This is a genomic window from Pantoea sp. BAV 3049, assembly GCF_009765445.1.
In the GTDB taxonomy this organism is placed as follows: domain Bacteria; phylum Pseudomonadota; class Gammaproteobacteria; order Enterobacterales; family Enterobacteriaceae; genus Erwinia.
Genome location: NZ_WHOY01000031.1, coordinates 4674954 through 4696696 on the forward strand (window position 1 = coordinate 4674954; position 21743 = coordinate 4696696).

Annotated in this window: 19 protein-coding genes; 3 read left to right on the forward strand and 16 right to left on the reverse strand. The window is 54.8% G+C overall.

What is annotated here, in order from left to right; translation table 11 throughout:
* Positions 1 to 316: 316 nt before the first annotated feature.
* The 10 genes from GSQ70_RS23230 to xylA all read right to left on the reverse strand — a co-directional run bounded on the left by GSQ70_RS23230 (position 317) and on the right by xylA (position 11489).
* Entirely contained in the window at positions 317 to 1780 is a 1464-nt protein-coding gene (locus tag GSQ70_RS23230) for an anion permease (protein ID WP_158784723.1), read from the reverse strand.
* Between the two features lie 33 nt (positions 1781 to 1813).
* Positions 1814 to 2704: a triphosphoribosyl-dephospho-CoA synthase CitG gene (citG, locus tag GSQ70_RS23235; RefSeq protein ID WP_158784724.1), complete on the reverse strand. Its 891-nt coding sequence runs from the start codon at positions 2702 to 2704 to the stop codon at positions 1814 to 1816.
* A complete protein-coding gene (citX, locus tag GSQ70_RS23240) occupies positions 2682 to 3239 on the reverse strand; it encodes a citrate lyase holo-[acyl-carrier protein] synthase (RefSeq protein ID WP_158784725.1) in 558 nt (185 codons plus the stop codon). The genes citG and citX overlap by 23 nt, the downstream gene beginning before the upstream one ends.
* Positions 3214 to 4698 carry a citrate lyase subunit alpha gene (gene citF, locus GSQ70_RS23245; RefSeq protein ID WP_233268591.1) on the reverse strand — a complete coding sequence of 495 codons (1485 nt, stop codon included), beginning with the start codon at positions 4696 to 4698 and terminating at the stop codon, positions 3214 to 3216. The genes citX and citF overlap by 26 nt, the downstream gene beginning before the upstream one ends.
* 17 nt (positions 4699 to 4715) lie before the next feature.
* Positions 4716 to 5630 carry an aldolase/citrate lyase family protein gene (locus GSQ70_RS23250; RefSeq protein WP_370521095.1) on the reverse strand — a complete coding sequence of 305 codons (915 nt, stop codon included), beginning with the start codon at positions 5628 to 5630 and terminating at the stop codon, positions 4716 to 4718.
* Complete coding sequence (citD, locus tag GSQ70_RS23255) at positions 5620 to 5928, reverse strand: citrate lyase acyl carrier protein (protein WP_158784728.1); 309 nt, start codon at positions 5926 to 5928, stop codon at positions 5620 to 5622. Before citD ends, GSQ70_RS23250 begins: the two co-directional genes overlap by 11 nt.
* Before the next feature lie 12 nt (positions 5929 to 5940).
* Positions 5941 to 6981 (reverse strand): [citrate (pro-3S)-lyase] ligase, encoded by a 1041-nt coding sequence (citC, locus tag GSQ70_RS23260; RefSeq protein WP_158784729.1) that lies wholly within the window; start codon positions 6979 to 6981, stop codon positions 5941 to 5943.
* Positions 6982 to 7284: 303 nt separating this feature from the next.
* A complete protein-coding gene (locus GSQ70_RS23265) occupies positions 7285 to 8481 on the reverse strand; it encodes a DNA-binding transcriptional regulator (protein ID WP_158784730.1) in 1197 nt (398 codons plus the stop codon).
* Positions 8482 to 8679: 198 nt separating this feature from the next.
* A complete protein-coding gene (gene xylB, locus GSQ70_RS23270; RefSeq protein WP_158784731.1) occupies positions 8680 to 10134 on the reverse strand; it encodes a xylulokinase in 1455 nt (484 codons plus the stop codon).
* 35 nt (positions 10135 to 10169) lie between these two features.
* A complete protein-coding gene (xylA, locus tag GSQ70_RS23275; RefSeq protein ID WP_158784732.1) occupies positions 10170 to 11489 on the reverse strand; it encodes a xylose isomerase in 1320 nt (439 codons plus the stop codon).
* 337 nt (positions 11490 to 11826) lie between these two features.
* Here xylA and xylE point away from each other — a divergent pair, with 337 nt between their 5' ends.
* Together xylE and GSQ70_RS23285 are read left to right on the forward strand one after the other, a co-directional pair.
* A complete protein-coding gene (gene xylE / locus GSQ70_RS23280) occupies positions 11827 to 13266 on the forward strand; it encodes a D-xylose transporter XylE (RefSeq protein ID WP_158785448.1) in 1440 nt (479 codons plus the stop codon).
* A gap of 42 nt (positions 13267 to 13308) precedes the next feature.
* Positions 13309 to 14769 (forward strand): AMP nucleosidase, encoded by a 1461-nt coding sequence (locus GSQ70_RS23285; RefSeq protein ID WP_158784733.1) that lies wholly within the window; start codon positions 13309 to 13311, stop codon positions 14767 to 14769.
* Positions 14770 to 14878: 109 nt separating this feature from the next.
* Here the strand turns inward: GSQ70_RS23285 and GSQ70_RS23290 are convergent, their stop codons facing one another.
* From GSQ70_RS23290 to GSQ70_RS23315, 6 genes are all read right to left on the reverse strand, one after another.
* Positions 14879 to 15595, reverse strand: coding sequence for an ABC transporter ATP-binding protein (locus GSQ70_RS23290; RefSeq protein WP_158784734.1), 717 nt, complete (start codon positions 15593 to 15595; stop codon positions 14879 to 14881).
* Positions 15592 to 16467 (reverse strand): ABC transporter ATP-binding protein, encoded by an 876-nt coding sequence (locus GSQ70_RS23295; protein WP_158784735.1) that lies wholly within the window; start codon positions 16465 to 16467, stop codon positions 15592 to 15594. Before GSQ70_RS23295 ends, GSQ70_RS23290 begins: the two co-directional genes overlap by 4 nt.
* Positions 16464 to 17750, reverse strand: a complete 1287-nt coding sequence (livM, locus tag GSQ70_RS23300; RefSeq protein ID WP_158784736.1) for a high-affinity branched-chain amino acid ABC transporter permease LivM — start codon at positions 17748 to 17750, stop codon at positions 16464 to 16466. Before livM ends, GSQ70_RS23295 begins: the two co-directional genes overlap by 4 nt.
* Positions 17751 to 17759: 9 nt before the next feature.
* Positions 17760 to 18674: a branched-chain amino acid ABC transporter permease LivH gene (locus tag GSQ70_RS23305; protein WP_158784737.1), complete on the reverse strand. Its 915-nt coding sequence runs from the start codon at positions 18672 to 18674 to the stop codon at positions 17760 to 17762.
* 103 nt (positions 18675 to 18777) lie between these two features.
* Positions 18778 to 19893 carry a branched-chain amino acid ABC transporter substrate-binding protein gene (locus GSQ70_RS23310; protein ID WP_158784738.1) on the reverse strand — a complete coding sequence of 372 codons (1116 nt, stop codon included), beginning with the start codon at positions 19891 to 19893 and terminating at the stop codon, positions 18778 to 18780.
* A 379-nt stretch (positions 19894 to 20272) separates the two neighbouring features.
* Positions 20273 to 21394 carry a Gfo/Idh/MocA family protein gene (locus tag GSQ70_RS23315; RefSeq protein ID WP_158784739.1) on the reverse strand — a complete coding sequence of 374 codons (1122 nt, stop codon included), beginning with the start codon at positions 21392 to 21394 and terminating at the stop codon, positions 20273 to 20275.
* A gap of 117 nt (positions 21395 to 21511) precedes the next feature.
* On the opposite strand from GSQ70_RS23315, the gene GSQ70_RS26165 reads away from it, so the two are divergent.
* On the forward strand, positions 21512 to 21743 hold a 232-nt coding region (locus tag GSQ70_RS26165; protein ID WP_233268464.1), incomplete at its 3' end, for a hypothetical protein.

Sequence of the window (21743 nt, forward strand, 5' to 3'; positions counted from 1 at the left end):
TATTAAAGAAGCCCGCTCAGGAAATAACCTGAGCGGGCTTCTTGCTTTTGGGCCTGTCACTGCAATCTCAACCGTTTTCGGGATGTCATTTTAAAGCGAGGACACTGCATAACTGCGCCCTGCTTCAACAAACATGGATAGCATCAGGTCAGGATTACTTCGAGTCTGGCCAACACTTCATCCACGATTGAGCTGAAGAAATAGTAGCGTCAGTGCATTGACCTGAGTTGACGAGGCCAGCCCTGACGCAGCGAACTGCCTGTAAGTCATGGCATTTCACCGGGTGACCAACAGTCAGCCTGTTTCGAACCTGATATCAGTACCATATGCTGAGGATTGGCCAGCCCACCAGCAGCAGCAGGGTAATGTAAACCACGCCAAGGATGCCGCCGAGACGCCAGTAATCTTTCGATTTTACGTAGCCGCAGCCATAGATAATCACCCCGGGACCTGTGGCATAAGGCGTCAACACGCCCATCAGGCCGATCGACAACACCAGCAGGATCGACAGATGCTCCATTGATACGCCGGGTAAACCTTTCCCCACCGCCAGAATGACCGGCAGCAGCGTTGCCGTATGCGCCGACAGGCTGGCAAAGAGGTAGTGAGCAAAGTAGAACACCAGCACTAACGCAATCAGCGTCATATCCGGCGAAAAACCTTCCAGATGCGTGCTCATGGTTGTGGCAAACCAGTCGATAAAGCCCGAGCGGGTCAGCCCGCTGGCCATCACCACCAGCGTGGCGAGATTGACCAGCGTATTCCAGGCACTTGAATAGCGAGTGATATCCTTCCAGGCAACAACCTTCAGCACCAGCATCAGCGAAACCGCCAGCAAACACACTGCCGTGGCATTCACCACCTTGCCGCCAAAGACCCACAGGCACAGGCTGAGCAACACCAGAGCGATCAGCGTATATTCCTTGCGTGAAACTTTGCCCATCTCAACCAATGCACTACCTGCCCAGACCGCGACTTCATTACTGTGCGTCACGCCGGGTTTGTAGAGGTACCAGGAGATCAGCGGCGCAACAATCAGCAGGATCAGTCCGACCGGTAAAAAGGCCAGGAACCATTGCATCCAGCTGATTTGCAGACCAGCAATCTTGTTCACAAATTCGATGCCCAGCACGTTGGGGGCCGCGCCGGTGATAAACATAGAGGAGCTGATGCTGGTCCCCACCACCATCATCCACATCAGGTAGCCACCTATGCGGCGGGAGGAAACATCATTGGGGAAGGAGTCAAACAGTGGTGGCAGATTTCGAACTACCGGGAAAACGGTGCCTCCTGTCCGCGCCGTATTAGAGGGTGTGAACGGGGCCAGCAGAACATCCACGATAACCACTGCATATCCCAGCGTCAGCGTGCGTTTCCCCATAAACTTCACCATAAACAGGGCAATCCGTCTGCCAAGACCGGTAGATTCATAGCCCAGCGCGAAGATAAATGCACCGAAGACCAGCCAGACCGTTGCGCTGGAAAAACCAGCCAGCCCCCATTTCAGCGCCTCTTTACCGGCGTTAAAACCAGGTGCCGCCAGCTCCTTCGCGCCGAACAAAACCCAGTCAGCTGCCAGCACGCTGGCCGTCACCGCAATAAAGCTGATTGCCGTGGCAGGGATTGGCTCCAGGATCATCCCGACAATCATGGCGACGAAAATAGCAAAAAAATACCAGGCCTGCGGCGGCATTCCTTCAGGTACCGGTATCAGTAAAATGGCCGCCAGCACTGCCAGCGGTGCCAGGGACTTCACTATTTTGGATGTTAATTCAGACACTCAGCCTCTCCTTAGGCGACCCGTTAAGGGTCATCAGGACTGTGGCAAACGGGCCAGCAGCCAGCTCACTATCAACAAATCAGCACTGCCACCCGGACTGAGATTGCGTGCTATGCATGCGTCATCAAACCGGATCAATGCTTCCCATCCTGCCTGCCTGTTCCCCCTCTCTCTCTGTGCCAGCAACGCGGCTGATTCCTGTTTTAACCAGCGCAACCCGGCCATTCCTCCGCGGGAGACGACGTTAGTATCGTCGTTATGGGCCATCAGCCACAGCAGGCAGTCCGTCATCACTTCCTGTTCACTGTGGCCCTGCTCTCTGCCCTGATGAAGTAAAGGAAGAGCGCCATTAATCACCAGTGGAAAACCGGCTTCCGCTTCACCGCGTGCCCCCTTCAGGCCATATGTCGCGTACAAACGTTGGCCTGCAGTCTGGCAGGGATTGTTGTTTTCCAGCTCACGGCTCACCAGTCCCTGGCTGATTGCCGCAACTCCGTGACAAAGCGTTGCAGCACTGAGGATTTTCCGCTGCTGATAAAGTCGCCCAAATACCGCACACAATAAAGCCAGAGAAAAAATGCTTCCCTTATGGGTATTCACCCCGCCCGTAGCCCGATACATGTGGCTTTCACAAGCCATCCCGGCCGGACGCAAACGTGACAAAACCCGATTTTCGGGCAACACCGCATCCACCCGCCCCTGATGGATAAAACGAGGGAGCCACAAGTTAATAGCGGCAACGCTGCGGCAAAAAGTCCCGATATGCATATCGGTATGTGCGCCGTTGTTGCGCCGATCTACCAGACCTGGCTTTGGCGTCAGATTGACCTCAGCCAGTAATGCCTGGATGGCATCAGCAGCAAACCGATTGGGATCGGGTGATACGTCAACCACGCCTGGCTTATTGCGGCTTAAAAGCTGCATCGGCCCGCCTTGTCATCTCCGCCAGAAGCCCGGCAACATCATGTGTTCTCTGTCTGGCGCAAACCTTTGCGGGCAACGCGCACAACAGGCACTGCCGCTCTGGTAATCCCCTTTCCCGGCGGGACAGGATCTCTCCTTCAAACGTCAGCACATCAATATCCCAAAGCCGCCCGAGGGGTTCATCAGACTCCAGCACGATTGTCTGCGCTTTCACTGCTTCTGCCTTCGCGTCCACCAGCCAGAATCCTTCACAACCGGTTGCCAGCGTAAAGGCCTCAGCCCGCAGAACAGGCCACCGCCGCTGCTGTATTTGCTGCCATCCGGCATTAAAAATCCGCCGGGTCAGCTCGCTGTCTTTGACGGCACCGGGCGTGACCACGGTCAGCACCACCAGCGTGGCGGGCTGCTGATGCAACCACTGCCGCTGACGAGCCTGTCGGTTATCGCGGCCGGCAAGCAGTTCGGCCAGGCTGACTGCCCGTCCGTCTGCCTCTTCAGGAATCGCCGGGTTATTCTGCAATCTGATGCACGACATCTATCACTGAACCATCCCGGTAGCGCACCACGGCCACCACATTGTCCGTAAAGGCCACTGGTTTTGGATCGCCCGTCAGTAGTCTGGCCCGCTCGTACAGCCATTCAATGCTGACCAGATCGATTCCCTCTTCGCGTAAGCGCTGCGCCAGCTCCGGGCGGGATGGATTGACCGCCGTGCCGTGATCGGTCACCAGGATATCGATGTCCGATCCCGGCGTAATGCAGGTGATGACCTCTTTAACCAGAGTGGGAATTCGCCCGCGCACCAGCGGCGCAACAATGATCGCCAACTGTGCCGCAGCGGCAGTGTCACAGTGCCCCCCCGAAGCACCGCGCAGCACGCCATCCGAACCGGTCAGTACGTTGACGTTAAACCCGGTATCAATTTCCAGCGCGCTGAGCACCACCACGTCAAGCCGGTCAACCACCGCCCCTTTCGAGTGAAAGTTGGCATACTGATTAGCACTGATTTCGATATGGCCCGGATTGCGGGCCAGTGACATGGCGGCCATGCGGTCAAAGCTCTGCACGTCGAGCAATTTGCCTATCAGCCCCTGTTCATGCAGCTCCACCATCGCTGAGCTAATCCCTCCCAGCGCAAAGGCCGCCTGGATCCCTTTCGCACGCATTTTATCTGCCAGAAAGCGGGTCACGGCCAGCGAAGCACCGCCCGTGCCTGTTTGCAAAGAAAAGCCGTCGGTGAAATAACCGGAGCGGACTATAATCTCTGCCGCACGTCGGGCAATCAGCAACTCCCTGGGATTTGAGGTCATGCGCGTGGCGTCAGCACCGATCTTGTCGGCATCTCCGACTTTCTCCAGCGGCACAATCAGGTCGACCCGATCCTGGGCCAGACTGGCCGGATGATGCGGATAAGGCACTATCGCTTCGGTCAGCAGCACCACTTTATCCGCCGCCTGCGCATCAACCAGGGCATAACCCAGCGACCCGCAGCAGGCCTCACCGCTGTAGCCATTGGCATTGCCATATTCATCGCAGGCCGGAACCGCCAGGAAAGCGACATCGATATGCAGTTCGCCAGACGTTATCAGGTTGACCCGTCCGCCGTGGGAATGGATCTGTACCGGCTGCCGGAGCAGGCCGCGTGAGATGGCTTCCGCCAGTGGACCCCGCAGGCCCGAGGTGTAAATGCAGCTGACCACACCTTCGCGAATATGCTCAACCAGCGGTGCATGGCAGTCGCTGAGAGAACTGGACGCCAGAGTGAGATTACGCAACCCCCTCTCTGCCAGCGTCGCCATCACCTGGTTAAGCGCCAGGTCGCCATTGCGAAAGGCGTGGTGGAAAGATACCGTCATGCCATCCTGCAATCCACTGCGCAGGATGGCCTCACTGAGAGTGCTGCAGCGCTTGATATCACCGGGTTTCTGCGCCCGCCGCTGCGTTTTTTCAGTATCACGGAAGCACAAAATTTCTCGCTCTGTGCGCAAAGTCATCAGACGTTGTTGTCGGTTCATCGGGTTTCCTTACCGTAGCCCTCTTCCTGATGCAGACCGGAAAGAGCCACTCTCTGCAGCACCAGACGGGCGCGTTCAATCACCGGGCCATCGACCATTTTGCCATTCAGTGACACCACTCCCCGTCCTTCCCGCTCAGCGGCAACAGCAGCATCTACCACGCGCTGCGCATGGGCAGCTTCACTGGCGGTTGGGGCATAAAGGTTATGGATCAGCTCAATTTGCCGGGGATTGATCAGCGATTTCCCGTCAAAACCGAGCTGTTTAATCAGGGCAGCCTCCTGCAGAAAGCCCGCGTCATTACTGGCATCCGAGTAGACCGTGTCGAACGCCTGGATACCTGCGGCACGGGCAGCCTGAAGAATCGAACAGCGGGCAAACAGCAACTCGATGCCCTCGGGTGAGCGCTCTGTGCGCAGGTTCCGCACATAATCTTCTGCGCCAAGTGCAATGCCGACAAGCCTGGATGAAGCTCGTGCTATCGCCACTGCATTAGTGATCCCTTCAGCCGACTCAATAGCTGCCAGCAGGCCAGTGCTGCCCTGCTGTCTCCCGCAGGCGACCTCAATCGCCGTAATCTCTTGCGCCATATCCACCACGTCCTGTGCGCAATCGGTTTTTGGCAAACGCACAATGTCTGCGCCACCCCGTACCACAGCCTGCAAATCCGCGAGGCCATGAGGGCTGTCCAGCGCATTCACGCGAACGACAGTTTCCTGTTGCTGGTAGAGAGGATGCTGCAACGCATGGAAAACCAGCCTTCGCGCAGCATCTTTCTCACGGAGGATAACGGAGTCTTCCAGATCGAACATCACGGCATCCGCCTGATAAATAAAGGCGTTACTCAACATTGCCGCATTGGCTCCGGGGACAAACAGCATGCTTCGCCGTACCCGCTTTTTATCCGGCATGTGCATTGCTGGCCTCCCAGGGGAGAGCGTCAAGACCGCTGGCACGCATCAGCGCCGTCTCCATCCGCGCCCGGAGGACACAATCCAGCGCACCTTTATCATCGACAATCACCTGAACTGGCTCAACCTGATAGTGCGCCAGCACCTGGAGCAGGGTGTGCCGGATGGCATCCCCAAACTGTTTTTCCACGCTGCTGGCTATCAGCACATCGTGCTGCCGGCCTGTCGAGGGAGCGATGCGCACCATCACATCGCTGGACTCAAGCGTTCCGGCCATTGCTTCCCTGATTATTTTCATCCCTTCCTCTGATTAGGTAACGGCAATTTCCTGGCGTTTTGCCAGAAGGCATTCTAAAAAGTGTTTTGTTGCTTCCGGTACCAGCGGAGCAATAGCCTGTATATCGCCTGCAGGCAGCAGTTTTCTTACCCATGAAGCCGAAATCGGCGTGCCGTTATATTTCAGCCGCTCAATCTCCACCAATTCTACTGGCGGCTCCGCTAATGCGGGCGTATTCAGCCAGTAACGCATATCGCGGTTATATTTTGCTGTCACCTCACAAAAAGGTTCATTGCCCACGAAACGATGAGTAATTCCCAACGAGGGAGCCAGATATTGCCGGAAAATCTTCAGATCGATTTCTGTATAACATTCATCGGCAATCCCTTTTTCTTTGATGAAATAACAGGGGAACGTTGCGCGGGAAATAATATATTGCGACCCCTCATGGATCGTCAGATTAGCAATCCCCTGAGTGCCCGCCGTAACCAGATCTAACCGGTCCTGATAACGAAAGCGGGAGTTATCTTCCCGGACCAGAAACAGGTGCAACCAGTCACAGGCTGCTGCGGCCTGTTGCACCAGATAGTGGTGCCCAAGGGTAAACGGGTTGGCGTTCATCACAATACTGCCAATTTTTTCGCCCGGTTTTCGCTGGTCGGCAAGCTGGGCGGCATAACGGGATAACCGACAGGGGCTGTTTTCCATCAGCACCATAATCCCCGGCACGTGGGCAATGGGATGGAAACCGCACTGGCGGAACAGGGATTCATTTTGCGTTTTGGTATAGATGAACAGTTGGGTTTGATCCATCTCCCAGGCCAGATTGACCAGCTCAGTAGCCAGTGCAAGCCCCAACCCTTCACCGCGCAGGTCTGGTGAAACGGCCACGCATTTAATAATATTGTCAGCAATGCCGCCGCAGGCCACCAGCTTTCCCTGCCGGATAGCAGTGACAAACACTCTGATGGTCCGATCGATATACAGTTCGTTTTCACGCAGAAAGCATTTTATCTCTGCGACAGCCTTATCATCATTCCGGTACACCCGGTTAAATACCACTTGACCAGACATCACTCTTCCACAACACCCTGTAAAAAATAATTAATTCCCGACATTAAGAATAATATTAAAACCTGAAAGCATGCAGATTCTATCGCCGAAAAAAGTTCTACAAAGGATAGAGAGTTTTAAAAAATCATTAGTGACTCAATTCACACTTCATTTTTTTACCCTCAAACTTCACACCCGAACAGTTAATGAAAAACCATCATTACAAAAATAATAAACATTATATTTTCATAGAAGCAACATCAGGTGTATATCAGAGACAACTGATGTCATCTTACCAGGTTGAATTTCACGGCCCTTCACCCACTACCGGGGTGACCCAACATTATCGCTACGGTATTTTACCGGCGTGACCGCCAGCGCCTGCTGGAAAATAGCGCAGAAATATTGCGGGGTGTTATAACCACATAAACGACTGATTTCGGCTACCGGCAGAAGGGTCGTTGCCAGCAGCTCCTTCGCTTTGCCCAGCTTTTCATCCTGGATAACTTTATGGATAGTCATTCCCATCTCCGTCATAAATTTTTTGTCGAGATTCGAACGGGAGGTGCCTGTAGCTTCCAGGACGTGTTCAACGGTAATCCCCCGGCAGGCATTTTTGCGAATAAACCCCATCGCCCTGATCACCATAGTGTCGATGACAGAGCGGTAATCCGTTGACTGTCTTGCAATCACTCTTTCCGGCGGCACGATGATCGGCTCATTCGCTGTCTGCCGCTGAGATAACAACGCATCCAGCAATTTTGCCGCTGCAAACCCCATTTTGCGGGTTCCCTGCATCACTGACGAAAGCGAAATCTTCGACAGGTAACGGGTCAGTTCCTCATTATCAATGCCGATTACACACAGGCTTTCCGGCACGGTGATACCGATACAGTCACAAGTTTGCAGCACGTGCCGGGCGCGGGCATCAGTAACCGCAATAATACCGGTCTGCGGAGGCAACCCTTTCAGCCACCGGGCCAGTCTCTGCTGCGCTTCCCCCCAGGTATTGCTTTCCGTTACCAGACCCTCATAGATAATGCCGGGGCAGGACATTTTGCGGGTCAGATGTTCAAAGGCTGCCGCACGCTCCTGGGCCCAGCGTTTACCGGCCTCCTGAGGCAGACCATAGAAAGCAAAACGCTCAATGCCTCGCTCAATCAGATGGTTTAACGCTGCGGCAACCAGCGCTTCGTTATCCGTCGCGACATAATGTACAGGCGGATAGTCCTGTCGGTTGTGGTAGGAACCGCCCACGCCCACCACCGGTATGTCAGTGTGGCTCAGCTGACGGGCAATATTTTCATCGTCAAAATCGGCGATGATACCGCTGCTGGTCAGGATTGTATGAGTAAAGTGATGGACGCTGAAATCCTCTTCGATATAGATATCCCACCCACACTGTGAGGCATAAAAAAACTCACCGATTCCCTCGATAATTTGCCGGTCATAGGCCTTATTGGCGTTAAAAAGCAGCGAAATTCTTGCCTGAGGCGTGGCGTTACGGTCACTGATGTTCATTGCGTTTTCCTGAAGATGGTCGGCAAACGGGATTGCCGGTTCCGTAACATCAGAGTAATGCCCGGCGACCCGGGGAAAAATAAGTAAAGTGCTGAAAGGGGAAGTTATGCTTCAGAGATGCGAGCAGGATCGGAAAAGCAGCAGGAAGCAGAGGGTTAATCTGCCGCCTGTTCACACCAGGGATTTAACATCCCCTGTTTAATTTATGCTGGCCGTCTGCCGGTAAAGCATGCTGAACCTTGCCTGCCGGACACGGTATAGCGCGTGGCGATCCGCATCCGGGATATAGCGAGCTTCCAGCGGCAGTTCAGGTAACAATTCACCAGTGGAAACGCCAGGATTACAGCTCATCCTCGCCAGCCGGGCCGCGCCCAGAGCAGGCCCGACATCACCACCGGTACGGTAATCCAGCGCCATCCCACTGATGTCAGCCAGAAGCTGCCGCCAGAGATGACTTCGCGCACCACCGCCAATCAGCGTGACCGACGATGGCCTGACGCCTGTGGCATGCAGCACTGACATTCCCTCCGCCAGCCCCAGACTGACTCCCTCCAGCACCGCCATCGCCAGATCTTCCGGACCGTGCTGGTGGGTGAATCCCCAAAAAAGTCCCGTTGCGTCCGGATTATTGTGCGGCGTTCGTTCACCAGAAAGATAGGGCAGAAAGCAGGGAGAATGCTCGTTAAGCTGAACTTTTCCCGCCAGTTTCAGGAGATCGGCTACCGACTGTTGTCCGGTCAGTCGTGCGGCCCAGTCCAGACAGGAAGCGGCACTGAGCATCACCGACATCAGATGCCAGGTCTGCGGCAGAGCATGGCAGAAACTGTGCACGGCACGTTCAGGATTACTCAGAAAACCCTTGCATACTGCAAAATAAACGCCGGACGTTCCCAGTGACAGCATCGCCTGCCCTTCCTGCCAGATCCCCGCCCCAATGGCTCCTGCCGCATTGTCCCCACCACCAGCCACCACCGGTAACCGCGCAGGCAGTCCCCAACGCTGGCTTACGTCAGACCTCAGTGTTCCGGTCACCTGATAACCTTCAAACAATGCTGGCATCTGGTCCCGGGATAAGCCACAGGCCGCCAGCAGATTATCGTGCCAGTCTCGTCTGCCGACATCCAGCCACATTGTGCCCGCCGCATCTGACATGTCACTGGCAAAATCACCGGTCATCCGCCAGCGCAGATAATCTTTTGGCAGCAGAACACGGGTGATCTGACGGAAAATATCCGGCTCGTGCTCTCTCACCCACAGCAGTTTTGGCGCCGTGAAGCCCGGCATCATCAGATTGCCGGTGATCCGCCGTGACGCCGGCACGCTCTTTTCAAGCTGCTGACAAGCCAGGCTGCTGCGGCCGTCATTCCATAAAATGGCCGGTCGCAGCACGTTCTGCTGTCTGCCAAGCAGAACCGCGCCATGCATTTGCCCGGTCAGCCCCAGCGCCCGGACGTCATGCAATGGATGCTTCTGTGCGAGAGCCTGCATCGCCCGATCTGTTGCCTGCCACCACTCCTCCGGATGTTGTTCAGACCATAATGGATGAGGCCGTGAAACCGTCAGTGGCTCCGTGTGGCTGGCTAACACCCTGTTATCTTCATTCAGCAGGATGACTTTGACGCCTGAAGTGCCGAGATCGATACCTGTATACATGCCTGTTGCCTCTGGCGTTGTGTTGCCGTCAATCCTCAGCGGTAGATAGCCTGATTCACGATATTCTCCAGGCGTTCCTGCCGGCCGCTACGATGCTGCGGGTACAACGCCTCTTTTTTCGTGAAATTTGCCAGCTCTTCCAGCGACATCGTTCCCGCCAGAATGTCCTGACCCAGCTTGCTGTTCCAGCCCGCGTAGCGTGCCTCACGCGCCTGATCCAGCCGCCCTTCTTCAATCAGCCGGGCAGCAATGCGCAGTCCCTGCGCCATCACATCCATGCCGCCAATATGGCCAAAGAACAAATCGTAAGGGTCGGTGCTTTGACGGCGCACTTTGGCGTCAAAATTCAGACCGCCGGTGGTGAAGCCCCCTGCGTTGAGGATCTCGTACATGATCAATGCATTCTCTTCAACGCTGTTCGGGAACTGATCCGTATCCCAGCCGAGCTGCAAATCCCCGCGGTTGGCATCGACCGAACCCAAAATACCCAGCGCGGCCGCCGTGGCAATTTCATGCTGGAAGGAGTGACCGGCCAGCGTGGCATGGTTCGCCTCAACGTTAACCCTGATTTCCTTTTCCAGACCAAACTGCTTCAGGAAGCCATATACGGTGGCAACATCATAATCATACTGATGTTTAGTCGGCTCCTGCGGTTTAGGTTCTATCAGCAATGTCCCGTGGAACCCAATACGATGTTTATGCTCCACGACCATCTGCATAAAGCGGCCAATCTGTTCACGCTCACGTTTCAGGTCAGTATTCAGCAGTGTTTCATACCCTTCACGACCGCCCCACAGCACGTAGTTCTCACCACCCAGTTTCTGCGTGGCATGCATGGCTGCATTCACTTGCGTAGCCGCCCAGGCAAAAATTTCCGGGTCCGGGTTTGTGGCTGCGCCCGCACCGTAGCGAGGATGCGTGAAGCAGTTGGCGGTGCCCCACAGAAGTTTAACGCCTGTGTTCTGTTGTTTTTCCGCCAGAATGTCAGTAATAACCGCAAAATTGTGCAGATATTCCTTTACTGAATTGCCCTGTGGGGCGACATCAACATCATGAAAACAGTAGAAAGGGACGTTCAGTTTATGGAAGAATTCAAAAGCAATATCTGCCTTCATTTTCGCCCGATCCAGTTCACTGCCCGCATCAAACCACGGGCGTTCAAACGCACCGGTACCAAACATATCGGTCCCTGCCCAACAGAAGGTGTGCCAGTAGCAGGCGGCAAAACGCAGATGATCTTCCATTCGTTTACCCAGAATCATTTCATCTGGGTTATAAAAATGAAAGGCCAGATCGTTCTGACTCTCAGCACCCTCGTAAGGAATTTTATCAATACGGTCAAAATAATCAGCCACGGGGATTCTCCTTAATTAACGAAAAAGGAATTGTCGATTGCAATTAATTAAACGTCTTCACTATGCAAAGAACTGGATTGCCATGACAATTATAAAATTTCACAACTCCCTTATGTAAAATCCCAATCATGACCCGGATCACACAGGGTCAGAGATCCGTTTCACTGTTCTCAACGTGGGCACTGTGATCGTCATCATGAAAAGCAAAACGACGGTGGATATTACAAAAAATTGTAATTTTATTCTCTGATGAGCGGGCATATGTTTTATCCCGCAAGAAAAAAACCGAATCGTCAGTAAAATTACCCTGAGGTTTGCTATGGCACCCACATCTGAGATGAAAGCCAATAATCGCTATATAATATCAGTAACCCTTGTGGCAACATTGGGTGGATTATTATTTGGTTACGACACTGCGGTGATATCCGGCACGGTTTCATCGCTGGATGCCGTTTTTATTACCCCAAGAGGATTAAGTGAATCCGCAGCCAACTCTTTACTGGGCTTTTGCGTGGCCAGCGCGCTGATAGGCTGCATTATTGGCGGTGCCTGTGGTGGACCGCTGAGCGCCCGTTTTGGCAGAAAGAAAACGCTGCTGATCGCGGCCGTGCTGTTTTTCTTTTCTGCACTGGGTTCTGCATTCCCTGAAATTGGCTTCCGCAGCATCGATCCGAACGAAGGCGTGCCATGGTATCTCTCTGATTATCTGAGTGAGTTTGTCATTTACCGGATTATTGGTGGGATCGGCGTTGGTCTGGCTTCCATGGTCTCGCCAATGTATATCGCCGAAATTACTCCAGCGGAAATACGTGGAAGGCTGGTTGCCTGCAATCAATTTGCAATCATCCTCGGACAATTGCTGGTTTATTGCGTCAATTACAGCATCGCCCTGTCAGGCAGCGAAACCTGGCTGAATACGCTGGGTTGGCGTTTTATGTTTCTTTCTGGCGCAGTGCCCTCACTGTTGTTCTTTATTCTGTTATTCGTGGTACCGGAAAGTCCACGCTGGCTGGCCACAAGAGGTTTAAATGAAAAAACCGCCTCCGTACTGGAGAAACTGTTCGGCAAAGAACAAAGCCAGATCGAACTGCGTAATATTATTCAATCCGTTAATACCGGAACGGAAAAAAAATCGCCGTTATTTTCCTTTGGCATTTCCGTCGTGGTTATCGGCATTATGCTTTCCGTCTTTCAGCAATTCGTCGGCATTAACGTGGTTCTTTATTATGCACCGGAGGTTTTCCGTTCGGTGGGGGCAAGTACTGACATTGCTTTGTTGCAAACAATCATTGTTGGCGTCATTAATTTACTCTTTACCACCATAGCCATTCTAACCGTCGATAATTTTGGTCGTAAACCACTGCAGATTATTGGCGCGTTGGGTATGGCAATCGGAATGTTTACGTTGGGAACCGCGTTCTATACCAAAATGTCCGGGGTGGTGGCGCTGGGAGCCATGCTGTTTTATGTCGCTTCCTTCGCGATCTCCTGGGGACCAGTCTGTTGGGTGCTGCTGGCGGAAATCTTCCCGAACCGCATCCGCAGCAAGGCAATGTCAATCGCCGTAGCGGCACAGTGGATTGCCAATTACCTGGTTTCCTGGACATTCCCGATGATGGATAAAAACAGCTACCTTATCGCACATTTCAACAACGGTTTTGCCTACTGGATCTATGGCCTGATGGGCCTGCTGGCAGCGTTGTTTATGTGGAAATTTGTGCCGGAAACCAAAGGAAAATCGCTGGAGGAACTGGAATCTCTGTGGCAGAAGCCGTAGCCTGATGCAAAGAAAACAATCAGCATCGCCAGAGGAGAGATCATGAACCAGCCTTTCACCCCAATGGGATTGTCCGTAGCTGAGGCGCTGGACAAGCTGGACGCGCTGTATGAGCAAGCCGTTAACGCGCTTCGGGAAGCCGTAGCGGCCTATATCGACAGCGGCAAACTACCGGACGATGTCAGCCGTGCCAGCGGGCTTTTTGTTTACCCTGAACTGCGCGTCAGTTGGGGTGGGGATGCAGAGAAACACAAGATGTCCCGTGCATTTGGCCGTTTTACCCGTCCGGGTAGCTACGCCACCACGGTGACCCGCCCCGCCCTGTTCCGTCATTACCTGACGGAGCAACTGGAGATGCTGACCGGTGAATATCCGGTCACGCTGGAAGTGAAACCCTCTTCGCAGGAGATCCCTTTCCCTTATGTGATTGACGGTTCAAACCTGGGGCTGGATCGCAGCATGAGTGCCGGGCTGGCCCAGCACTTTCCGACCACCGAACTGGCGCAGATTGGCGATGAGAATGCCGATGGCCTTTACCAGCCCGGCGAACAGTTCCCGCTGTCGCATTTTGATGCGCTGCGTACGGACTTTTCACTGGCGAGGCTGCGGCACTATACCGGTACGCCGGTTGAACATTTTCAGTCATATGTGCTGTTCACCAACTACACGCGCTATGTTGATGAGTTTGTGCGCTGGGGCTGCGAACAAATTGCCGATGCGGATTCGCCATATGAAGCGCTTTCGTGCGCGGGCAGCATCTACGTGACTGCCGAGACCCCTAATCCTCTGGAAACCCTCTCAGGCCTGGCATGGAAAAATCACCAGATGCCGGCCTGGCACCTGGTCGCCAAAGACGGACAGGGAATTACGCTGATCAATATTGGTGTCGGCCCTTCAAATGCCAAAACCATCTGCGATCACCTTGCCGTACTGCGCCCGCATACCTGGCTGATGATTGGCCATTGCGGCGGCCTGCGTGAGAGCCAGACCATTGGTGATTATGTGCTGGCGCATGCCTATCTGCGTGATGACCACGTGCTGGATGCGGTGCTGCCGCCAGATATTCCGGTTCCAAGTATCGCAGAAGTACAACGTGCACTCTATGATGCCACCAAACAAGTGAGCGGAATGCCGGGAGATGAAGTGAAGCAGCGCCTGCGCACCGGAACGGTGGTTACCACGGATGATCGCAACTGGGAGCTGAGGTATTCTGCTTCTGCGCTACGTTTTAACCTCAGCCGTGCGGTGGCCGTTGATATGGAAAGTGCCACTATCGCCGCTCAGGGTTATCGCTTTCGCGTTCCGTACGGCACGTTGCTGTGCGTGTCCGATAAGCCATTGCACGGAGAAATCAAATTGCCGGGCCAGGCGAATCGCTTCTATGAAGGGGCGATTTCCGAGCATTTGCAGATTGGGATCTGTGCCATTAATCTGCTACGGGCCGAGGGGGATAAACTGCATTCCCGTAAGCTGCGCACCTTCAATGAGCCGCCGTTCCGCTGAGGCAAAAAACCGCCTTCAGTAAAGGCGGTTTCACAGCATTCTTTTGTACCCTTACAGCACGCTGACCGTCCTGATACCAGGCATCCCGCAATACCCGTCATTGAGGCCGTTACGCCCCTCCCAGATAAGCGCTCCGGACTTCCGGGTTAACCAGCAGTTCCTGCCCGGTGCCGCTCAGCCGGATTTGTCCATTGACCATCACATAAGCGCGGTCGGACAGCTTCAGCGCATGATTGGCGTTCTGCTCGACCAGAAACAGCGTCATTCCTTCACGAGTCAGATCCCGCAGGATCTGGAAAATCTGCTTCACCACCAGCGGTGCCAGCCCCAGGCCTGGCTCATCAAGCAGCAGCAGTTTCGGCCTGCTCATCAAAGCGCGGGCAATCGCCAGCATCTGCTGTTCCCCTCCGGAAAGCGTCATCGCCCGCTGGCTGCGACGCTCCTCCAGTCGGGGAAACAGCTGATACATCTTCGCCTTGTCCTGATTCTGATAGCGGTTGCCGATTGGAATGGTGCCCATCAGCAGATTTTCTTCCACCGTCATATCCGGAAAGATCCGCCGGCCTTCCGGAGCCTGAGCAATGCCATTGCTGGCGATAAAATGGGTCGATTTACGGCTGATATCCTCTCCGTGATAGAAGATTTGTCCAGCAGCGATGCGTGGCTGGCCGAAAATGGACATCAGCAGCGTGGACTTTCCCGCGCCGTTGGCACCAATCAGAGAGACAGTTTCACCTTCATTCACGGTCAGCGATACCTCCTTCAGCGCCTGGATCGGGCCATAAAACACATTCACATGACGAAATTCGAGCAGCGGCTGACTCATCCGGCGACCTCCTCTTCATCGGTTCCCAGGTAAGCCGCGATGACACTGGCATTGCTCTGGATCTCACGAGGCGAGCCACGGGCAATCACGTTACCCTGGTCAAGGACAATCACATGGTCCGAAATCTCCATTACCATTCCCATATCATGTTCAATCAGCAACACGGTGACGGCATGCTGCCGCCGCAGGAAGCGCACAATGCGGCTCAGCGCCTGAGTTTCCACCGGATTCAGCCCGGCGGCGGGTTCATCCAGACAAATCATTTCCGGCCCGGTACACATGGCGCGGGCTATCTCCAGCCTGCGCTGCTGCCCGTAAGAGAGCGTTCCCGCCAGCCGGTTGGCGCAGTCAACCAGATCCACCACCTCCAGCCAGTAGAAAGCCCGATCCAGCGCCTGATTTTCCGCTTTACGATAGCCTGCCGTGTTCAGGATCCCGGCCAGCAGATTACGGTTCGCCTGCATATGCTGCGCGACCAGCAGGTTCTCCACCACCGACATCTCACGGAACAGGCGAATATTCTGGAAGGTGCGCGCCAGTCCGGCACGGTTGACCAGGTGAGTCCCACCGAACATTTTGTAGTAAATAAGCGATCCCAGTCGGGCAGGATTCAGCAGGTCAGCCGGGAGAATTTTCTGCCCCAGCACCTGAATAACATCCGTCTTTCGCGACCGGGCGTTGAGGACAATCGACCCGCCCGAAGCCTGATAGAACCCCGTAAGGCAGTTGAAAACGGTGGTTTTCCCGGCGCCGTTAGGACCAATCAGCGCCGTGACGGACCCCCGTTCCACCTCCAGATTCACATCTTTCAGCGCCTTAATGCCGCCAAAATGCATCATCAGATGCTCAACACGCAGAATGCTGTCGCTCATGGCGCCACCCCCTTACGGACCGGCACGCCTGCACGACTGGTCCGCACCAGCCCGCGTGGACGCCAGATCATCATCAGCACCATCAGCACGCCAAACAGCAGCACGCGGTATTCGGCAAAGCTGCGCAGCAATTCAGGTGCAACCGTCAGCACAAAGGCCGCCAGCACCACGCCGAGCGTGGAACCCATGCCACCCAGCACCACAATGGCGAGGATTAAAGCAGATTCAAAAAAGGTAAAGGAAGTGGGATTGACGAATCCCTGATAAGTGGCAAAGAACACTCCGGCTATCCCGGCGGTTGAAGCACCGAGCATGAATGCCGACAGCTTCACCAGCACGTGATTCAATCCCATCGCGCGGCAGGCAATCTCATCTTCCCGCAGCGCTTCCCATGCCCGGCCAATGGGCATCCGCGTCAGCCGGTGTTTAATAAACAGCACCAGCAACACCACCAGAATCAGCGCCCCGTAGATAAAAATAAACTTGAGGTTGGGATTATAGGTGGTGTGGAAGAACTCGTGAAAAGGCACGCCGCCCTCTTTTGCCCGCCGGGCGAACTCCAGCCCGAAGAAGGTGGGCGCAGGTACCGACACGCCGTTAGGCCCACCGGTGAAACTGACCCAGTTGGTCAGCACCAGACGAATAATTTCACCAAAACCCAGCGTGACAATCGCCAGATAGTCGCCGTGCATGCGCAGCACCGGGAAGCCCAGCAGCGCTCCCGCCAGGGCTGCCATCACTGCGCCCAGCGGCAGCATCGCCCAGAAACCCAGCCCCAGATACTGGTAGCCCAGTGCCAGGCCATAAGCGCCAATGGCATAGAACGCCACATAACCGAGATCCAGCAGCCCGGCCAGGCCGACCACAATGTTCAGCCCCAACCCAAGCAGCACATAGATCAGCCCCAGAATGGCGACGGTCAGCAGGTATTTGGTGGCAATAAACGGAAACATTACCCCCAGAACCAGCAGCAGCGGGATGATCCAGCGCAACCGTGAACGGTAGTCTGGCGGACGGACATAAACCCCGTCATCGGCCCCTTCAAATCGGCTGGCAAACTTCCTGCCGGTTGCGCTTTGCAAGGTCAGACTCAGCGCCAGTTTGCCAGCCATCACCACCGCGACCAGTACGGCAACGCGCAGTGGCGAAAGCGTAAAACTGTACCCTTTCAGAACAATGCCGACTATCGGTCCAAAAACTACCAGCGCGCACAGCCCGGCAAGCACCGTTTCGATCAGGCTTTGCCTGATATCCAGCCCTGGCTTCAGAGAAGCATCTGACATGATTCCCCCTTAAACCTTGGCAACCAGCGGTCTGCCCAGCAGCCCCTGCGGACGGAAGATCAGGATGAGCACCAGCAACGCAAATGAAAACACGTCTTTGTAATCGGAGTTCACCATCCCGGCAAATTGCGCTTCAGCCACGCCCAGCAGCAGGCCGCCGAGCATTGCGCCCGGCAGGGAACCAATTCCGCCAAGTACCGCAGCGGTGAACGCTTTAATGCCGATAATGAAGCCCGCGTAGAAATCAAAGGTGCCGTAGTTCATGGTGACCAGCACGCCAGCCAGCCCGGCCATTGCCGCCCCGATCATAAACACCAGCGAAATCACCCGGTCGGTGTTAATCCCGAGAATCGAAGCCATCCGCCGATCCTGCTGCGTGGCACGGCAAATGCGGCCCAGCCGGGTGTACTGAATAATCCAGGTAAGCACGGCCATCCCAATCAGCGCGGCCAGCAGAATAAAGACTTTGGTCCAGGTGATTTGCACCACGCCATCGCCAACGTCAAAACGCAGCACGCCGGTCAGTAACGTCGGGATACCCTGCTGATTCGGCCCCTGACTGATCTGCACATAATTCTGCAGGATCAGCGACATGCCGATGGCAGAAATCAGCGGAGCCAGGCGTGTTGAATTGCGTAAAGGCCGGTAGGCTATGCGCTCAATCGCCCAGCCATACACACCGGTCACGACAATGGTGAAGATCAGCGTGCCGAAAATCAGCAGTGGAAAGGAGTGGATCCCAAAAAAGGAGAGCAGCGCCAGCCCGATAGCGCAGAGGTAGGCGGAGATCATATACACTTCGCCGTGTGCAAAGTTAATCATACCGATAATGCCGTAGACCATGGTGTAGCCGATAGCGATCAGGCCATATACGGCACCCAGCGTCAGCCCATTGACCAGCTGTTGCAGAAAAAATGCTTCCATTAAGCTGTCCCGCCTGTAGTTAGCCAGCGTGACGCCGAGCGCCACGGCTGCCGTCGGTGGTGCAACGCCCTGCCGGTGAGGCAGGGCAAAGAGAGGTCAGTGATTACAGCTGGTGATATTTCCCTTTATCATCCCACTGGTAAACGACATAATCCGACACTTTCAGGTCGCCTTTACCGTCCCAGGATTTTTTCCCCATTACCGTATCGACATCGTGTGACTTCAGCCATTCACTGGCTTTGGCGTTGTCTTTTCCCGCGCCGTTATAGGCAGCAGCAATCGCCTGAATGGAGGCATAGGCATACAGGGTGTAGCCTTCCGGCTCGAAGCCGCTGGCGCGGAACTTCTCAATCACCGATTTACCCGCCGGAATAGTGCGCGGATCGTTACCAAAGGTCATCAGCACGCCATTGGTATACTGTGGGCCTCCTGCCGCAGTGACCATATCCTCCGTGACGATGCAGTCGCCGGAGAAAAATTTCGCCTGCACGCCCTGCTCACGCATCTGCCGCACCAGCGGTCCGGCTTCCGGATGGCAGCCGCCAAAGTAGACCACGTCCGGTTTGAGTGAACCTATTTTGGTGACCAGCGCGTTAAAGTCTTTTTCGCCACGCGACAGACCCTCATACAACACCTCTTTGGTGCCGCGTTTTTCCAGCGCCGCTTTGGTGGCATCCGCCAGACCCTGACCATAGGTATCCTTATCGTGGATCACCGCAATTTTCTTCGCCTTCAGCACGTCCAGCATATAGTTAGCGGCAACAGCGCCCTGCTGATCGTCGCGTCCGCACATGCGGAACATATCTTTCATGCCGCGTTCGGTAATCTGTGGATTGGTTGAGCCAGGGGTGATAGTCAGCACACCCGCTTCGTCATAGACCTCCGAAGCGGGCATGGTGGAGGAGGAACAGAAATGCCCCACTACCGCAGAAACTTTTGATTCATCCACCAGCCGGTTTGCCACCGCCACCGCCTGTTTTGGCTCACAGGCATCATCGCCCTGGACCAGCACGATTTTCTCGCCCTTGATTCCACCGGCCGCATTGATGTCGGCCACCGCCTGTGAAGCACCTTTCCAGTACTGCGCGCCGTAAGTGGCATTGGGTCCGGTAAACGGCCCTGCCACGCCAATCATCACGTCCGCATGCGCGTACAGCGCTGTGGTCAAACATCCTGCCATCACAATCTGAAGGGGTAACTTGATCAATTTCAAAGACATTCGGGTATTCCTCAGCACTGTTAAGAGCCTGACGCCACCGGAGTGGCACGGGAGAAATCACTAGCTTTGTCATTACCATGTCGCGGTCGATCCAGGATCCGGCCGTCCAGCATTCATTAAGCAAGAACCCCGCCAGTCAGTCAGAAAACAACTGATTTTTTTGCTGAGAGGTGACGTAACACGCAGCAACAAGCGGTAACAGGACCGGACAGAATGATAAACATAGCGACAGCTTGTGCGGGTTGCGCACTGCACTGGTGCAAAACTGCGGAGGCGATCAAGACGTTGGAACAATTAATGGCGGAGGTGTGAGGAAGGTTACACTACAGAAAAAAATGGGAGCTTTCGCTCCCGTCACCGGTCCGTTTGCTGGATATTCTCAGACCGACATCCAGCGGCGTTCCACAGCCGAAACCGCAATTGCCTGCAGCACCTTCGAAACCTGCAATCCTTCGGCAAAATCCGGCCACATACTCTCGCCGGCAGCGATGCCGTTGATCAGATCACGAATCTCCACGGTTTTCTGATCGTTAAACCCAATGCCGTGACCGGCAGAGATACAGAACGCTGCATAGTCCGGATGGGCCGGGCCGGTCAGTATGGTTTTAAAACCCTGACGCCCTGCCGGATCGTCATGCAGATACAGCGCCAGCTCGGCCATTCTTTCCTGGGTGTAGCGGATGGCGCCTTTGGTGCCGGTCACCACGTAGGTCAGCCCCATTTTGCTGCCGCAGGCAATACGCGACGTTTCAATCACCCCATGCGCTCCATTGACGAAACGCAGCAGCGCGCTGGCCTGATCTTCATTTTCAACGTCCCGCAGCACGGAAGGATCTTTCGGGTCCGGGCGCTGTTTAATCACCGTCAGCATGTCTCCCGAGACTTCACTGATATTGCCCACCAGATAGTGCGCCATATTGACGATATGCGCGGCAAGATCGCCCAGCGCCCCCAGCCCGGCCAGCGCTTTCTGGCAGTGCCAGTCCAGCGGCGTCTGTGGATTCGCCAGATAGTCTTCGTTGTGGGTGCCATAAAAGTGCACCACTTCTCCTATCTCACCGCGGGCAATTATTTCGTGCGCCAGCTGGCTGGTCGGATTCTTCATATAGTTGAAGCCTACCAGCGTTTTAACTCCGGCTTCCCTCGCGGCGTTGGTCATCAGCTCCGCATCCGCCACGTCCAGCGCCAGTGGTTTTTCCGAGTAAACATGCTTGCCGTGTTTGATCGCCTCCAGCGCCATCTCTTTATGGAGGAAATTTGGGGCACAAATATCCACCACGTCGATGTTCGGGTCAGCGACCAGCTCTCGCCAGTTGCCTGTAGATCGATGAAAGCCCAGTGCCGCCGCCTGTGCTCTGGCGACATCCGGGTTAACCTCCGCCACCATTTCACGCACGATTTCACCTTTCAGTGAAAAGACGGTGGCCGCCTGAGCGTAAGCAATGGCGTGACAACGGCCGATATAACCAGTACCAATCAGCCCGATTCTGACCTTTTCCATAGAGGTTCCTTACTGGGTAGGAAAACAATTAAATGGAATGTATATTTCATAATTAAGCTTTGCAACGCAGAAATGAAATAAACGTGATCATTCTGACGAAACGGAATGTAAATACCCGTGGCATACAGTGGCGGCCTGCAGCGCGCTACGCAAAAGAGGCAGCGTGTAAACGGGCTACAATCAGCGGGATTTTCAGGGAAATGGCGTTTTATTCAGCAGTCAGTTAAAAAGGTGAAATCAGGCTTTGACATCCCGGAGCGCTCTGGATATTATGCGCCCCGTTCAAACGATTCCTCTGTAGTTCAGTCGGTAGAACGGCGGACTGTTAATCCGTATGTCACTGGTTCGA

Bases quoted from the DNA above. Each gene is read 5' to 3' on its own strand.
- citG (WP_158784724.1), bottom strand. From the start codon at position 2,704: ATGCAGCTTTTAAGCCGCAATAAGCCAGGCGTGGTTGACGTATCACCC.
- citX (WP_158784725.1), bottom strand. From the start codon at position 3,239: ATGTCGTGCATCAGATTGCAGAATAACCCGGCGATTCCTGAAGAGGCA.
- citF (WP_233268591.1), bottom strand. From the start codon at position 4,698: ATGACTTTGCGCACAGAGCGAGAAATTTTGTGCTTCCGTGATACTGAA.
- GSQ70_RS23250 (WP_370521095.1), bottom strand. From the start codon at position 5,630: ATGCCGGATAAAAAGCGGGTACGGCGAAGCATGCTGTTTGTCCCCGGA.
- citD (WP_158784728.1), bottom strand. From the start codon at position 5,928: ATGAAAATAATCAGGGAAGCAATGGCCGGAACGCTTGAGTCCAGCGAT.
- citC (WP_158784729.1), bottom strand. From the start codon at position 6,981: ATGTCTGGTCAAGTGGTATTTAACCGGGTGTACCGGAATGATGATAAG.
- GSQ70_RS23265 (WP_158784730.1), bottom strand. From the start codon at position 8,481: ATGAACATCAGTGACCGTAACGCCACGCCTCAGGCAAGAATTTCGCTG.
- xylB (WP_158784731.1), bottom strand. From the start codon at position 10,134: ATGTATACAGGTATCGATCTCGGCACTTCAGGCGTCAAAGTCATCCTG.
- xylE (WP_158785448.1), top strand. From the start codon at position 11,827: ATGAAAGCCAATAATCGCTATATAATATCAGTAACCCTTGTGGCAACA.
- GSQ70_RS23285 (WP_158784733.1), top strand. From the start codon at position 13,309: ATGAACCAGCCTTTCACCCCAATGGGATTGTCCGTAGCTGAGGCGCTG.
- GSQ70_RS23290 (WP_158784734.1), bottom strand. From the start codon at position 15,595: ATGAGTCAGCCGCTGCTCGAATTTCGTCATGTGAATGTGTTTTATGGC.
- GSQ70_RS23295 (WP_158784735.1), bottom strand. From the start codon at position 16,467: ATGAGCGACAGCATTCTGCGTGTTGAGCATCTGATGATGCATTTTGGC.
- livM (WP_158784736.1), bottom strand. From the start codon at position 17,750: ATGTCAGATGCTTCTCTGAAGCCAGGGCTGGATATCAGGCAAAGCCTG.
- GSQ70_RS23305 (WP_158784737.1), bottom strand. From the start codon at position 18,674: ATGGAAGCATTTTTTCTGCAACAGCTGGTCAATGGGCTGACGCTGGGT.
- GSQ70_RS23310 (WP_158784738.1), bottom strand. From the start codon at position 19,893: ATGTCTTTGAAATTGATCAAGTTACCCCTTCAGATTGTGATGGCAGGA.
- GSQ70_RS23315 (WP_158784739.1), bottom strand. From the start codon at position 21,394: ATGGAAAAGGTCAGAATCGGGCTGATTGGTACTGGTTATATCGGCCGT.